This is a genomic window from Stutzerimonas chloritidismutans AW-1 (genome assembly GCF_000495915.1).
Classification (GTDB): Bacteria; Pseudomonadota; Gammaproteobacteria; order Pseudomonadales; family Pseudomonadaceae; genus Stutzerimonas; species Stutzerimonas chloritidismutans.
Window position 1 is genome coordinate 1 of record NZ_AOFQ01000009.1, and the last position, 15,220, is coordinate 15,220.

The 15,220-nt window shown below is 63.2% G+C and carries 14 protein-coding genes; 11 read left to right on the forward strand and 3 right to left on the reverse strand.

Translation table 11 applies throughout. The features are described from left to right. The coding region (gene tnpC / locus F753_RS29160; RefSeq protein ID WP_023444222.1) for an IS66 family transposase at positions 1-1,260 on the forward strand (1,260 nt) is incomplete at its 5' end. 239 nt (positions 1,261-1,499) lie between these two features. On the opposite strand, the gene F753_RS29165 is transcribed toward tnpC, so the two are convergent. The 3 genes from F753_RS29165 to F753_RS29170 are packed head-to-tail and all read right to left on the reverse strand — an operon-like array spanning position 1,500 to position 2,810. Further along, entirely contained in the window at positions 1,500-2,264 is a 765-nt protein-coding gene (locus tag F753_RS29165; protein ID WP_031297248.1) for an SIR2 family NAD-dependent protein deacylase, read from the reverse strand. Then, positions 2,261-2,590 carry a BPSL0761 family protein gene (locus F753_RS50230; protein ID WP_307876490.1) on the reverse strand — a complete coding sequence of 110 codons (330 nt, stop codon included), beginning with the start codon at positions 2,588-2,590 and terminating at the stop codon, positions 2,261-2,263. Before F753_RS50230 ends, F753_RS29165 begins: the two co-directional genes overlap by 4 nt. A 40-nt stretch (positions 2,591-2,630) precedes the next feature. Beyond that, positions 2,631-2,810: a hypothetical protein gene (locus F753_RS29170; RefSeq protein ID WP_023444224.1), complete on the reverse strand. Its 180-nt coding sequence runs from the start codon at positions 2,808-2,810 to the stop codon at positions 2,631-2,633. Positions 2,811-3,566: 756 nt separating this feature from the next. On the opposite strand from F753_RS29170, the gene F753_RS29185 reads away from it, so the two are divergent. The 10 genes from F753_RS29185 to tssI form a co-directional block, all read left to right on the forward strand. Further along, on the forward strand, positions 3,567-3,812 hold the full coding sequence (locus F753_RS29185) for an AbrB/MazE/SpoVT family DNA-binding domain-containing protein (protein WP_023444227.1): 246 nt from the start codon (positions 3,567-3,569) through the stop codon (positions 3,810-3,812). 894 nt (positions 3,813-4,706) lie between these two features. Further along, positions 4,707-4,841, forward strand: a complete 135-nt coding sequence (locus tag F753_RS29190) for a hypothetical protein (protein ID WP_014822124.1) — start codon at positions 4,707-4,709, stop codon at positions 4,839-4,841. A 20-nt stretch (positions 4,842-4,861) separates the two neighbouring features. Beyond that, entirely contained in the window at positions 4,862-6,058 is a 1,197-nt protein-coding gene (tagH, locus tag F753_RS29195; RefSeq protein WP_023444228.1) for a type VI secretion system-associated FHA domain protein TagH, read from the forward strand. A gap of 4 nt (positions 6,059-6,062) precedes the next feature. Beyond that, positions 6,063-6,545, forward strand: a complete 483-nt coding sequence (gene tssJ, locus F753_RS29200; RefSeq protein ID WP_014822126.1) for a type VI secretion system lipoprotein TssJ — start codon at positions 6,063-6,065, stop codon at positions 6,543-6,545. Between the two features lie 2 nt (positions 6,546-6,547). Further along, positions 6,548-7,879 (forward strand): type VI secretion system baseplate subunit TssK, encoded by a 1,332-nt coding sequence (gene tssK / locus F753_RS29205; RefSeq protein WP_023444229.1) that lies wholly within the window; start codon positions 6,548-6,550, stop codon positions 7,877-7,879. Positions 7,880-7,884: 5 nt separating this feature from the next. Further along, positions 7,885-8,766 (forward strand): type IVB secretion system protein IcmH/DotU, encoded by an 882-nt coding sequence (gene icmH / locus F753_RS29210; RefSeq protein WP_014822128.1) that lies wholly within the window; start codon positions 7,885-7,887, stop codon positions 8,764-8,766. Position 8,767: 1 nt separating this feature from the next. Beyond that, positions 8,768-12,307 (forward strand): type VI secretion system membrane subunit TssM, encoded by a 3,540-nt coding sequence (gene tssM / locus F753_RS29215; RefSeq protein WP_023444230.1) that lies wholly within the window; start codon positions 8,768-8,770, stop codon positions 12,305-12,307. Beyond that, complete coding sequence (locus tag F753_RS29220; protein WP_023444231.1) at positions 12,307-13,038, forward strand: PP2C family protein-serine/threonine phosphatase; 732 nt, start codon at positions 12,307-12,309, stop codon at positions 13,036-13,038. Before tssM ends, F753_RS29220 begins: the two co-directional genes overlap by 1 nt. After that, positions 13,035-14,012, forward strand: a complete 978-nt coding sequence (locus tag F753_RS29225; protein WP_023444232.1) for a serine/threonine-protein kinase — start codon at positions 13,035-13,037, stop codon at positions 14,010-14,012. The genes F753_RS29220 and F753_RS29225 overlap by 4 nt, the downstream gene beginning before the upstream one ends. 21 nt (positions 14,013-14,033) lie before the next feature. Beyond that, positions 14,034-15,220, forward strand: a 1,187-nt coding sequence (tssI, locus tag F753_RS29230; RefSeq protein WP_023444233.1) for a type VI secretion system tip protein TssI/VgrG, incomplete at its 3' end; no start/stop codon positions are given.

Genomic DNA, 15,220 nt, shown 5'->3' on the forward strand with positions numbered 1-15,220 from the left:
CCCCCGGTTGCGCCAGCCGAGCCCCGCCAACAACCCAAGCGTACAGCGCTGCCCGCGCAATTTCCGCGCACCGTGATCCATCACGAGCCGCAGAACACTCAGTGCGCCTGCGGCTGCCAGCTGCAACGCATCGGCGAAGACGTCAGCGAAAAGCTGGATTACACACCGGGTGTGTTCACGGTCGAGCAGCATGTGCGTGGCAAATGGGCCTGTCGCCAGTGCGAAACGCTGATCCAGGCACCCGTGCCGGCCCAGGTGATCGACAAGGGTATCCCCACCGCCGGCCTCTTGGCTCACGTGATGGTGGCCAAATTCGCCGACCACCTGCCGCTGTACCGGCAAGAGAAAATCTTTGGCCGGGCTGGCCTGGCCATCGCGCGCTCGACACTGGCGCAGTGGGTCGGGCAAACCGGTGTGCAGCTTCAGCCGCTGGTCGATGCGCTGCGCGAAACCGTGTTGACCCAGCGCGTGATCCACGCCGATGAAACCCCGGTGCAAATGCTCGCCCCAGGCGAGAAGAAAACCCATCGGGCTTACGTCTGGGCCTACAGCACCACCCCCTTTGCTGATCTCAGGGCGGTGGTGTACGACTTCAGCCCCAGTCGTGCGGGCGAACATGCGCGCACTTTTCTGGGTCAGTGGAATGGCAAGCTGGTCTGCGACGACTTCGCCGGCTACAAGGCCAGCTTCGAGCAGGGCATCACCGAAATCGGCTGCATGGCTCACGCCCGCCGCAAGTTCTTCGATCTTCACGCGGCGAACAAAAGCCAGTTGGCCGAACAGGCACTGCACTCAATAGCCGGCCTGTACGAAATCGAGCGGCAAGCGCGCGACCTGAGCGATGAGGAGCGCTGGCGAATGCGGCAGGAAAAAACGGCTCCCATCCTCGCCACGCTGCATGCCTGGATGCTCGCCCAGCGCGACCTCGTGCCCGAGGGCTCGGCCATCGCCAAAGCCCTGGATTACAGCCTCAAACGTTGGGCTGCACTGACTCGCTACGTCGAGGATGGTGCCGTGCCCATCGACAACAATTGGGTCGAGAACCAGATCCGGCCATGGGCGCTGGGTCGCTCAAACTGGTTGTTCGCCGGATCACTGCGCAGCGGTAAACGGGCAGCAGCGATCATGAGTCTGATCCAGTCGGCGCGGATGAATGGGCATGATCCGTATGCCTATCTCAAGGACGTGCTGACACGACTGCCAACGCAGCGGGCGAGTGAGATCGAGCAACTGCTGCCGCATCAGTGGGTACCCACCTGAGTCACGCAAGGTGACTTGAGCGGACGCTTACTGTTTGACTGCTTCGATTTTGAATTCTTCGGGATAACGCGGGTTGCTCATGGCACCTCCTAATAGGCCATATTATGAGGTCTGGAGGTGTCTACGAAACTAGGGGCGATTCAGTGAAAAACACGCCGCTCATTACGGCAGGACGCTTTCGGAATAAAACTAAGGACGCGAGACTTCTACATCTTGCCGATCGGCTTTGATGTCGTGAATTAAACCGTAGGAAAAGCGGCTTTCAAAAGCGCTGGCAGCACCTCGGATGCTCGGCCAATCAACATCAGCTCGTTGGCATTGCCGAGGGAGACGTCCGCAAGATTGACATGGATTACGGTAGCTCCCGCAGCGAGTGCTATTTCCGGGATGTCCGCCGCAGGCGTAACGATGCCTGAGGTACCTACAGAGATCAGTACCTGGCACGTTTTCACCATATGCATGGCTGCTTTCCAGGGAGCCATGGGTAAATCCTCTTTGAACCAGACGACAGCGGGCCGCAATTTCCCATTGCAGCGTCTGCAACGAGGGGGCTCTACCTCCTGTCCATCACCATGTACCACTAGCTGCTCCTCACTCAGATCGGCAGGCCGATGGCAGGCGAAGCATTTCGGCTGCGCAAGACTCCCGTGTAGATGAACCACGTCCACCGACCCAGCGCGCTCGTGAAGGTCATCAATGTTCTGAGTCACTACGAACACCTCCCTGCCTGTGGCAGCAAGTCGCGACGGCACTAGATGAGCTGCATTCGGTTGGGCTTGTGTAGTCTGATGCCTTCTCCACAAATACCATCCCCAAACGAGCGCAGCGTTGGCACGGAACGCCTCTGCGGTCTCCAATCGCTGGGGATCGTACGTTGCCCAAAGCCCGGTAAGCTTGTCGCGGAAGGTGGGAATACCACTTTCCGCGGAAATACCAGCGCCCGTGAAGAACACCACGCTACGGGCGGATTGCAAGGCGAAGGATGCTTGCTGCATGTCGCTCATGAGGGACCTGTCTGATGATGCTTTATGGCTGGATCGTTAGAGCAGGTGTCATAGCTCGATGGTCGAGCGCCCGACTCTAGCGATGAGCAGAGCAGCGGCTGGTGGAATGCGATTACCCTCCTTCGGTATTCATCCTCAGGCGCCTCGTTCACCAGGCATTCCTCAAGACGCCCCAGCGAGAAAACTTGAGCGGCAGAGAGGTAGTGCCTAAGCAGACTTTTGGCAGAACGGCGGATACCCTGCGGTAAATCTTCGTCACGAGAGAGCTCACGCAGGAACGCCTCTGTTTTGACGATTGCGCGCGTTCGCTCATAAGGAAGGGTCAATCTCGTTATCTCCTGATCATGAACTAAAAGCCCCGGCTAGCTAGCTCACCAACGCCGACCATCCAGTGCGCAGTTCAGCGCCTCGGGCATCGAAGCAAAAGTGGTGAAGCCGTACCAAGTAGGGGGCGATGTCCACTAGCGTTTTACGAGCTGAAAGCTGCAGAGCTTGTAACGCCGCAAGATTCAAGGTGGTCCAATCCTGATCAGAGCGCGTGATCATGATTACGCTCCTTTTTGGCCTCCCTCCATTCCATCCACTTGGCAAAACCCCACGCCGCGGTTCCCATTGTCAGCAAGGCCCAGAGTAGCCATTGCGGAAATTGGTACTGGCCGCTTAGCCAAAGACCTGCGCCTCCGCTAAGCATCGCCATACAAAACCATCTCATCAGCCTGTTCCCCGATTACATACGAGATACCACGATAACCGCATGCTCTCCTGTGCTAACGCCAGTGCTGAAAATTTTGTCGGCTCCGAGATTTGGAAGTGAGAATGGAAAACCTCCGAATTCCCGACGCAGCCTTCATACTGCCGAAAAACCTGGTCGCCTGGGAACAGCGTGAGCATGCGATTTGGTGGAGGTTTCCCAGTGAGCGCTTGTGGCGGTCCTGTGATTTTTTGCAGGACCGCCACCGACATCTTGCGGTAATCGAGTGCAGCGACACTGGCTACAAGAGCGAAGTCTCGATGACAGATCAGTGAACTGCTGATGGATTAGCTGAGTGCGGCATGGGAATAGTGAATTTGCCCGGTGGTATTGCGGGATTTTCAGCTCAGCAACGGCGGTGGTAGCTGGCAGGCCTGCGGCGAATTTAAATATCAGAAGCTGCGGATAGAGATGAGGGGCGTCGTCGTTACAACGCTCTGGGCCTAGGAGCTTTTTGCTATTCTGTCGGCCTGCGCCGCGGGACTTCGTTGGCAACGGCTCGCCGTTGCTTCCCCCTGCGGACACCCATTCAACCGTTTCCTGAGGTCACGATGCGAAATCATGTAGTGATTGAGGACTGGGATGGCGACGGTGCTATTCGCCTACCCGACGAAGTTCTGCAGGAAATGGGCGTCGACGTTGGGGACACGCTCTATGTGCTCGAGGAGTTCGTAGGCACTACTCGTTGCCTCGTGCTCAGTAAATCGCCGCGTATCCCTGATCGTGTAGATGAGCTGGTTGGCCATTGGGAGTCGTTTGGCAAAGACTCCGCCGAGATAAACGCCAAGGACGAGTGAGCTGACTACCCAGCCTGCTGCCCGCGAATCCTGTTTGACGCTCTACCATTGGCCCCAGCAAAGAGCAGAGACCTTCATGCATAGACAAGGGCCGATAGCTTTTGGCCAACCACGTTCCTAGGTTGCGCAAAGGTAACAGCCCAGGACAAAAAGCAGGTTTTACGAACTCAAGCGCAGCATGATTGTAGTCATGCATCCCAAGCGCTGATGGAGCCGGGGCGGCGCCAGGTACCAGCGATCTATTAACCTCACTGAGCTACGATGCTCGCTGCAGGCCGCGAGGAACTCCGGCTCAATGAGACGACAGTAAGACGCGTCAGGGTCTAGCTAGTGGTCAAAAATCGATATTCCGGATTTCGTTTTTTGTGCCAAAGGTAACTGCCCTCAGACGCCGCTATTAGCCTTAAACTGCAGACACGGTAAAAGACGAAATCCTTGCAGTACGGCACTTAGAGCCATTTTTGAACGCTTGCCGCCAATCAAGATTTCTGTACCGCATTGCCCTCCGAAGGCAGGGGTCGTGGGTTCGAATCCCGCCGGATGCGCCATATAGATAGTCGTTTCGAGTCCCGCTCGAAGCGCTCCGACAAAGCCCGCTCACTGCGGGCTTTGTCGTTTCTGCGCACCATCTTCAGACCGTTGCCCTCGATCGGCCAAAAGCCAACACAGGCAAGTGCAGGTCTCCTTGCCTGCATCGGGATGCTGATGCAAGGGAAACCTGCCATGCGGCGCCATCGGCCTGCGCCAACCTGACCTCACGCTCGTTTTAGACGCATCCAACGGGTGTTCTGTGAACCCGATCACCGAGCCTGCAGGACAACTGAACTTCAATGCGCCGACCAGGTCGCGCCATGCGCACCTTGCCCCCACACACGACTTCAAGGAGGAAATCGCGTGCCCGTGCGCTATTACGCCCTCGTTTCGCTCTTCGCCGCGGCCCTGCTCACCGGCTGCACCGGCAACTACAAATTCAACGATGACCAATATCGTCCGCTGGGCGACCCGCAGGCTTTGAATCGCGGCCAGTGACCGCAAGGAGCGACACGACCATGGAACTGGTCTTCGATATGGTGGGTGCCCAGCAATTCGTGCCCGGGCTGCTGACCACCAAAACCTTCAAGCAGGCCGGCGGCGTGATCGGCCGGGCCGAAGGTTGCGACTGGGTGATCCCCGATCGCAAGCGTGTACTTTCCGGGCGCCACGCGGTGGTCAGCTATCGCGACGGCGCGTTCTTTCTCACTGACACCAGCAGCAACGGCATCCAGCTCAAGGACAGTGGCGCCAGCCTGGTCAAGGGCCAGCCGCAGCGCATCGAGCATGGCAGCGTCTACTGCCTGGGCGACTTCGAGATCCGCGCCCGGCTGATTCAGGACCCGGCGCTGTTCGAAGGCGACATCGGCCGCCCGCAGCCGGCCGGCAGCATCATCCCCGACGACGCTTTTCTCGACCTCGATCCGCTGGTTGCCATGGATCAGCAGGAGCGCGTCTATGCCGAGGTAGACGACCTCGACCTCGCCCTGGTAGCGCCACAGCGCCAGGCGCAGCAGCGCGACTACGCGCGCATCGACATGGAAAGCCTGCCGTTGCCGGAGCTGGTCATGCCGCAGGCAGCGCCGGAAGCCAAGCGCGAAGCCGAGCCCGAACGACAGCCGCAGGGATTCTGGGCGCGTTTCGGCGAGGCGCTGGGCATCGATCTCGACGATCTCGATGAGGACCAGCGCCAGGCCCTGACACTGACTGCCGCTCGCCTGCTCAAGCAGAGCGTCGGCGGCCTGCAGCAGAGCCTACGCACCCGCAGCGAGCTGAAGAACGAGTTGCGCCTGGCGTTGACCACTGTGCAGAGCGCCGGCAACAACCCACTCAAGCACAGTGCCGATACGGGTGAGGCCGTGAGCGCCCTGCTGCGCGGTGGCAAGCCCGGCCAGCTCTCGGCCGAACAGGCCATCGGACGCGCCTTCCGCGACCTGCAGGCGCATCAGGTGGCACTGCTGGCGGCCAGCCGCGCCGCCGTTCACGCCATGTTCGAACAGCTGGCGCCGGAGCAGCTGGCACTGCGTTTCGAACGCGAGGGCCGCAAGCCGCTGATCGCCACCGCCGGCAGTCGCTGGCGCGCCTACCGCCGGTTGCATCACAGCCTCGGCCAGGACGCCGACTGGAGCGAACGGCTGTTCGCCCGCGACTTCGCCAAGACCTATGAGGAGCAGGTGCGCCTGATCGCCACGCTCGATTCAACCCATCAAGGATGATCCCATGCCTCGTCGCATCACCCTTGCCATGCTGGCCTCGCTGCTCGTGCTGGGCGGCTGCTCGGCGCTGTCGCCGTACTCCAAGCTGACCAAGCTCGACCTCGAACTGCACGGCAGCGACCGTCTCAATCCCGACCTCAACGGCCGGCCGTCGCCGATCGTGCTGCGCCTGCTGGAGCTCAAGCATCCGGTGGCGTTCGAAAACGGCGACTTCTTCGCCCTCTACCAGCGGCCCAAGGAAGCCCTGGCGCCAGACCTGGTGACCTCCGAGGAACTGGAACTGCGTCCCGGCGAAAGCCGCGAGCTGAAGCTATCGGTGCAGGAGGGCAGCCGCTATGTCGGCGTGCTGGCCGCCTACCGCGACCTGCCGGAAGCCAGCTGGCGCTACGTCATCGCCGTGCCGCCGCAAGAGCGCACCCGTGTCGCCCTAAGCCTGGATGAGCGCGGCATCGCGCTGTTCGACCCGCTCGCCGAAGAAGGAAAATAAGCATGAGCCTGCACAAGGTTGTCTGGCAGGAAGGCATGCTGCTGCGTCCGCAGCACTTCCAGCAGAACGATCGCTACTACGATCACCAACTCAAGGCGCGCACCCAGAAGCTGGGCAGCTATGCCTGGGGTTTCTTCAATTTGGAGATCGACCGCCAGTTCCTCAACATGGGCAAGCTGGTGCTCAGCCAGGCCAGAGGCATCCTGCCGGATGGCACGCTGTTCGAGCTGGGCAGCGAGCGCGAGCCACTGGCGCTGGACATTCCGCCGAACACCGGCAGTACACCGGTATACCTCGCGCTGCCACTGGTCACCGGCAACCACATCGAAACGCGTCGCCCCGAACAGAAGGACGTGCTGGCGCGCTACACCGCCCATGAGCTGGATGTCGCCGACTCCAATGCCGGCGACAGCAGCACCAGCCAGGTCAGCACCGGGCTGCCGGATTTCCGCCTGCTGCTGGGCGAGCAGCAGAGCGACCAGGCCTACGTGAAACTGCAGCTGTGCGAGGTGCTCGACACCACGCCGGACGGGGTCATCAGCCTCGACCCCGAGTTCATTCCGACCTACGTCAACTTCCAGGCCTCAGGCTATCTGCTGTCCTGCCTGAAGGAAGTGATCAGCATGCTCGCCCACCGCGGCGACACCCTCGCCGAGCGCATCAGCGCCACCGGCAAGGTCGGTGGCGCCGAGGTCGGCGACTTCATGATGCTGCAGCTGATCAACCGTCACGAACCGGTGCTGCGCCACTACCTGGGCGTGGAGCAGGTGCACCCGGAGCAGATCTACCGCGACCTGCTTGGTCTGCTCGGCGAGCTAGCGACCTTCTCCAGCGAGAGCAAGCGCCCGCGCCTGGACGGTCGTTACCAGCACAGCGACCAGGGCGCGAGCTTCCGCAAGCTGATGGACGCGATCCGCCAGGTGCTGTCGATGGTGCTCGAACAGCACGCCATCGAACTGCTGCTGCAGCAGCGCCAGTACGGCATCCAGGTATCGCCACTGCACGATCACAAGCTGCTCGGCACGGCGTCCTTCGTGCTCGCCGCCAGCGCCCAGTGCGATTCGGAAACCCTGCGCACCCGCCTGCCGGCGCACCTGAAGATCGGCCCGGTGGAGCGCATCCGCCAGCTGGTCAACCTGCATCTGCCGGGCATCCGCATCAAGCCGCTGCCGGTGGCGCCGCGGCAGATCCCCTTCCATGCCGGCAAGACCTATTTCGCGCTGGAACTCAACGCCGAGGACCAGGCGCAGCTGGAGCGCTCCGGCGGCTTTGCCTTCCATGTGTCCGGTGACTTCACCGGGCTCGAACTGAAATTCTGGGCGGTCAGGGACTGAGCGACATGATCAAGGAAATGGATTACGGACAGAACGACCACACGGTCATCGTCAACCGCGCCGGCGAGGCCCCGGCACAGAGCCCGTTGACCGACTTCGACACCCCGCCGCGCTTCGAGCAGCTGGAGGAGCGGATGATCTACGCCGCCCGCCTGCGCCCGGCGGAAACCTTCAACATCAGTCTCAATCCGCTGGTGGCCGCCGCCTCGCCGCTGCTCTCGGAAGTGGTACGGCTCAAGCACAGCCTGGACAGCGAAGACCTGCAGGCACTGCACCGGCAATTGAGCAGCGCGATCAAGCTGTTCGAGCACCGCGCCCTGCACGACGGCGCCGAGAGCAGTCAGGTGATGGCGGCACGCTACGTGCTCTGCACCATTCTCGACGAGGCCGTAGTGACCACGCCCTGGGGCAACGAGAGCGAATGGTCGCAGATGAGCCTGCTGTCCTCCTTCCACAACGAAACCTTCGGCGGCGAGAAGTTCTTCCAGCTGCTCGAGCGGCTATCGCGCAACCCGGTCAAGCACCTGCCGATGCTCGAACTGATGTACCTGTGCCTGTCCCTCGGCTTCGAGGGCAAGTACCGCGTGTTGCCGCGCGGCATGCTCGAGCTGGAAGCGGTGCGCGACAGCCTCTACCGGCAGATCAGGCAGATGCGTGGCGACATACCGCGCGAGCTGTCGCCGCACTGGGAGGGCCTCAAGGACACCCGCCGGCGCCTGGTGCGCATCGTGCCCTGGTGGATGGTCGCGCTGTTCACCCTGATGTGCCTCGGGGTGATCTACAGCGGTTTCGCCTGGGTGCTGGGCGAACAACGCGAGAGCGTGCTGCAACCCTATCGCTCGCTGGACATGGATGCCGGCGATTCCACCTTTTCAGGGATGAAATGAGATGAAGACGTTCTTCGGCAAACTCGGCGCCGTGCTGCGCCGAACCTGGGTCTGGAGCCTGCTGCTGGTCCTGCTGCTGGCGGTTCTGGTGTGGTTCGTCGGACCGCTGCTGGCGGTGAATGACCACCGCTTCTGGGAGTCATCCAGCAGTCGTCTGCTGAGCATCAGCGTCCTGTTCCTCGGCTGGGGCCTGGCCATGGTCTTCGCCAGCTGGCGCGCCAGCGCGCGCAAGAAGCGCGATGCCGAGGACCAGGACATTCAGGAGCAGCTGCGCCGCGACGGCCTGATCGGCGAAGAGCAACAGGAGCTGCGCCATCGCTTCAGGCAGGCGCTGCGCACCCTGAAAACCTCCAGCCTCTACCGCGGGCGCAGCGAGAAATGGCGCAGCGAGCTGCCCTGGTACTTGCTGATCGGCCCGCAGGGCAGCGGCAAGACCAGCCTGCTGGATTTCTCCGGGCTGGATTTCCCGCTCAATCGCAGCGAGCAGCAGCGCCTGACCAAGGACGTCTCCGGCACCCGCTACGCCGACTGGTATTTCGCCGATCATGCCGTGCTGATCGATACTGCCGGCCGTTACCTGACCCAGCCCGACGCCGCCGTCGACGGTAGCGCCTGGGACACCCTGCTCGGCCTGCTGCGCAAGCGCCGTGCCCGACCGCTCAACGGCGTGCTGGTCAACCTGCCGTTGGATCAGCTGCTAGGCGGCAATGAACTGGAGTTGGAGCACCTTGCGCGTCAGGCCCGCCAGCGTCTGCATGAGATTCACCAGCGACTGGGCGTCGATGTACCCGTCTATCTGGTGCTGAGTAAGGCCGATCGGATTCTCGGTTTCGACGAGTTCTTCGATCAGCTGTCCCGCGAGGAAAGCGATCAGGTACTCGGTGCCAGCTTCCGTAAGGAGCAGAATGGCAGCGATGCGCAGGTGGTGCGCGAGGAGTTCGAGGAACTGCTGCGCCGGCTGAACAGCCAAGTGATCATGCGCATGCACCAGGAACGTGACAGCCAGCGCCGCGGACGCATCCTCGACTTTCCGCATCAGCTGGGGCAGATCGGCGAGCGCCTGAGCCTGTTCATCGAACTCGCGTTTGCCGGCAACCGCTATCAGCGTGCCAGCCAGCTACGTGGCTTCTACCTGACCAGCGCGCCGCAGCTACGCGAAGGTCTCGACCCGCTCACTGCCGGCATCGGCCGCCAGCTCGGCCTGGCCAGCAGCGCACTGCCGACCTTCCGCAGCGGTCGTGCACGCTTCATCAATCAACTGCTCAGCCGGGTGATCTTTCCCGAAGCCGAACTGGCGGGCCTCGATCAGCGCGAGGTTCGCCGCATCGACTGGGGCCAGCGCGCGCTTTATGCAGGCGCCTTCGGTTGCCTGGTGCTGTTCGGCGGCGCCTGGGCACTGAACTTCTCCAGCAACCACGAGCGCCTCGAACAGCTGCGCGGCATCGCCCAGACGCTGGGCGGCGAACGCAAGACCATCAAGGTGGAAGACGAAGCACTGCGCACCCTCAAGGTGCTCGATGGCAGCTACGCGGCAACCGAGGTATTTCCGCCCAGGGACGATGTGTCCTGGCTACGCCGTGGTGGCCTGTATCAGGGCGAGGCGGTCGACCCGACATTGCACGACGCCTACCGTCGCAATCTGGAAACGCTGCTGCTGCCACGGGTCGGTCGGCAGCTGGAAGCGCAGATCCGCGCCAACCTGAATGATCGCGAACAGCTGCTCGGTAGCCTGCGCGCGTACCTCATGCTGAACCTTGCCGAGCGCCGAGATGCGGCCTTCCTCAAGGACTGGCTGGCCGCCGACTGGTCGCTGCGTCATAGCGGCAACGCGGTTGCCCAGCAAGGCCTGAACACCCATTTTGCCCGCCTGCTGGAGGAGTCGTTCGCACCCTATCAGCTGAACGACAACCTGGTGGCCAAGGCCCGCGCCCAGCTACGCAGCGAATTGCTGGCGGCAGTGGTGTACCGCATGCTGCGCGATCAGGCGCGCAACCTTCCCGACTACCGACTGAACACGCAGCTCGGCCCGCAGGCGTCCCTGTTCGTCGGCGGCGACTATGCGATTCCCGGCTTCTACACCCAGCGCGGCTATCAGGAGCTGTTCGTCGCCCAGGGCGCCGAGCTGGTCAGCGAAATCCTGCGCGACAACTGGGTGCTGGGTGAAGGTGACAGTCTCAGCGCCAAGGACCTCGGGCGCCTGCTGGTGGAAATGGAACAGCTTTACTTCCGTGACTACGCCACACATTGGAGCGAGGCAATCACCCAGCTGAACGTCCTCCCGGCGGGAAGTGCGGCGCAGGGTGCCACGCAACTCGCCGGGCTCACCGCTGCCAACTCACCGCTGCTGCAACTGCTGCTTGCGGTGCGCGAAAACACCCGCTTCGCCGGCCTCGCCGACGCGACTGAGGAGGCCGGCGACCTGGCCGATGCCGCCCAGAGCGACGGCGGCAAGCTTGGCAAGGCGGCCAAGCTGGCCACCGCCGCAGCGGAGCAGGCCCAGGCCGCGCTGCTGAAAAACGTACCGGACACCGCGCGCAAGACCCTCGAACGCCGTTTTGCACCGCTGCACCAGCTGCTCGACGAAAACGGCGCGGCTGGTCCCGAGCTGACGGCAAGCCTGCAGGCACTCGACGCCCTGCAATTGCAGCTGGCCTCGCTGGCCCACGCCAGCGCACCGGAACAGGCCGCATTCGAGATGGCCAAGGCACGCATGGGCGGTCAGCGCGACGCCATCAACCAGCTGCGCAGCAGTGCTTCACGGCTGCCGCAACCAGTCGGCAAGTGGCTTGGTCTGCTGGCCGAGGACAGCTGGTCGCTGGTGCTCAGCGACGCCTATCACTACCTCAACCAGCGCTATCGCAACGAACTCTACGCCAGCTATCGCGGTTCGCTGCGCGAGCGTTATCCGTTCAGCGCACACAGCGCCAGCGACGTCGCCCTCGCCGACTTCCGCGAGTTCTTCAAAGCACAGGGCCTGGCGGACAGCTTCTTCGAGCGCTACCTCAAACCCTTCGTCAGCGGCAGCGCAGGCCAGTACCGGTTACGCCGGGTAGACGGTCGCGGCCTGCCACTGTCCGAGCAGTTCCTCGCGCAGATGAGCCGGGCGCAGACCATTCGCCGCAGCTTCTTCGCCGAGAACCCCAACGAGCCGCTGATCCTGTTCAAGCTGGAGCCCTATTCGCTGGATTCGAGCCTCGGTCGTGCCGACTTCCGCTTCGGTAACCAGCAGATGGAGTATCGCCACGGTCCGATCGTGCAGACCGCATTCCGCTGGCCAGCCGAGGCCGACGACGGGCGCACCAGCCTGGTGGTGGAAGAACTCGGCGGCCGTCGCGTCGGCATCGAGAAGAACACCGGCCCTTGGTCGCTGTTCCGCATGATCGACCTGATGCAGGTCGACTACCACAGCGGCCGCGACGTGCTGATGCTCAAGGCCGATCTCGGCGGCCTGCGCGCCAACTACCTGCTGCACGCGCAGCGCTCGCCGAATCCTTTCGACCTCGCGCTGCTGCGCGGCTTCAAGCTGCCGGCGACGCTGTGATGAGCGCGACGGCGTGTAGCTGGCGCAGCACGGCGCGCACCGACACCGGCAAGGTGCGGGCGCGCAACGAGGATGCCTTCCTCGACCTGCCGCAGGCCGGGTTGTGGGCCGTGGCCGACGGCATGGGCGGACACCAGAACGGCGCGCTGGCGAGTCGCCTGATCGTCGAGCAGCTGGCCGATCTGTCCACTACGGGCGACCTGCCTGAGCGGGTGCTGGCGCTGCGGTGCTGCCTGCACGAGCTGAATCGCCGGCTCAGCCAGGAACTGACGGTCACCGCCGAACGCCCCGATCCGGTGATCGGCAGCACCGTGGTCGCCCTGCTCGTGGTGGATGACCGCGCGGCATGCATCTGGGCGGGCGATAGCCGCTGTTATCTGTGGCGCAGCGGGCGGCTCTATCAGCTATCGCGGGATCATTCGCTGTTGCAGCAGCTGCTCGACGAGCAACAACTGAGCCCCGAACAAGCAGCCAGACATCCCGCGTCCCATGCGCTGACCCGCGCCATCGGGGCCAGTGAAGAGCTGGAGCTGGATATCCTCGAGTTCGACGTGTTTCCCGGGGACACGCTGCTGCTATGCAGCGATGGGCTCTACCAGAGCATGTCCGCCGACGCCCTCGGTGCGGCACTTAGCCTGCCATCCACACACCTGGCACTGGAGCGGCTGTTTCGCCAGGCATTGAAGGGGCCGGCACGGGACAACCTCAGCGCCGTGGTGATCCGCCGATGAACGCACCGCAATTGCAGGCCAGCGACCTCACCTACTTTGCCCTGGCGTCCACCGCGGCCACGCCAGCAGCGGTCAAACCGAAGACAGCCCCTGGCGAGCTGCCGGACGTGCTCGGTGGCCGCTACCGGATCGAGCGCCTGCTCGGCGTCGGCGGCATGGGTGCGGTCTATCGCGCGCGCGATCTGCTGCGCGAACAGTTTGGTGATCCGGAACCTTACGTGGCGCTGAAGACGCTCAGCGAGGATTTCGCCGAATACCCCGACGCCAGCGCGCTGCTCTACAGCGAGTACGCACTGACGACACGCCTCAGCCATCGGCATGTGGTGCGCCTGTACAACTTCGATATCGACCCGGCCAGCCAGCGCGCCTTCATCACCCTGGAGCTCCTCAAGGGGCCAACCCTCGACCAACTGCTGTGCGAACGCCCGCAGGGCATGGCCTGGAGCGAACTGCAGGGCATCGCGCTACCGCTGCTGGAAGCGCTGAGCTATTCCCACAGCCTGGGCGTGCTGCATGGCGACCTGAAGCCGAGCAACGTGATGCTCGCCGAGGACGGCCTGCGCCTGTTCGACTACGGCCTCGGCCAGCCGCTGGAAGGCCTGCTACCCGGCCTGCCGCGCCTGTGTCGCACGCGTTTTGCGGCCTGGACGCCGCGCTATGCGGCACTGGAACTGCTCGACGGCGGCGAGCTGACCGCCAGCGCCGATATCTATGCGCTGGCCTGCGTGCTCTACGAACTGGCCAGCGGCAGCCATCCGTTTCGCCGGCTCAGCGCTCGCCAGGCCAAGGCGATGGAGCTGGACCGCGCCCTGCAACGGCCGCCTCAGCTGCCCGCGCACTGCTGGCCGGCACTGCGTCTGGCGCTGGCATTCGACGAAGCGCAGCGCAGCATCGATGCGGCAGGCTTGCTGCAGGCCTTCAGCCGCCCCGCACCGAGCCGTCTGCGGCGCTGGTTCGGGCACTCCCACGGATGACATCAGGACAAGGAAAGCCCCATGTTCAACGCGGCCAATGAAACCCACTTCAGCCTGACGCTCGAAGGCGTGGAGCACGACCTGCAGGTCCTCGCCTTCAGTGGTCGGGAAGCCATCAGCCAACCGTATCGCTTCGACCTCGAGCTGGTCAGCGAGCTGCCTGATCTGGATCTGCAGGCGCTGCTGCATAAACCCGCCTTTCTCGCTTTCGACCCCGCCGGCATGGGCATCCACGGCCTGGTCCACCGCATCGCCCAGGGTGAATCGGGCAAACGCTTGACCCGCTATCGCCTTACGCTCGTTCCGCAACTGGCCTACCTCGCGCACCGGACCAACCAGCGCATCTTCCAGCACCTCAGCGTGCCGCAGATCATCGCCCAGGTGCTCGAGGAGCATGGCATCCAGGCCAACGCCTACCGCTTCCAGCTCGGCCCGGTGATCTACCCGCCGCGCGAATATTGCGTGCAGTACGACGAAACCGACCTGCACTTCATCCAGCGCCTGTGTGAGGAAGAAGGTATCCATTACCACTTCGAGCACAGCACCAGAGGTCATGCGCTGGTTTTCGGCGATGACCAGACCAGCTTCGCCAGACTCGGCCAGCCGACCGCCTATCTGCAGGACAACGGCATGACGGCCGACGAGCCGGTGATCAAGCGCTTCGCCGTGCGCGTCGCGACACGCACCAGCCGGGTCAGCCGCCGTGATTACGACTTCGAACAACCCAGGCTGCTGATGGAGGCAGCCCACCGCGGCGAACCGGCGGCAAACGCCATGCCGCAGCCCGACCTGGAGGACTACGACTACCCCGGCCGCTTTGCCGCGCGCGCCCGCGGCAAACACCTCTCGCAACGCGCGCTGGAGCGCCACCGCCACGACTACCGCCTGGCCGAGGGCAACAGTGACCAGCCGCGGCTGGTCAGTGGCCATCTGCTGGAAATCTCCGACCACCCGCGCCGCGAATGGAACGACCTGTGGCTGCTTACCGAAGTGCTGCACGAAGGCAAGCAGCCACAGGTGCTGGAAGAGTCGGTCACCAGCCATGTCGATACCGGTGACGGTTTCACTCAGGGCTACCGCAACCACTTCACCGCTACGCCCTGGGATATCCCTTTCCGCCCGGCACTTAACCATCCGAAACCGAAAGTCCTCGGCAGCCAGACCGCCGTGGTCACCGGCCCGGCGGGCGGAGAAAACCACTGCGACCA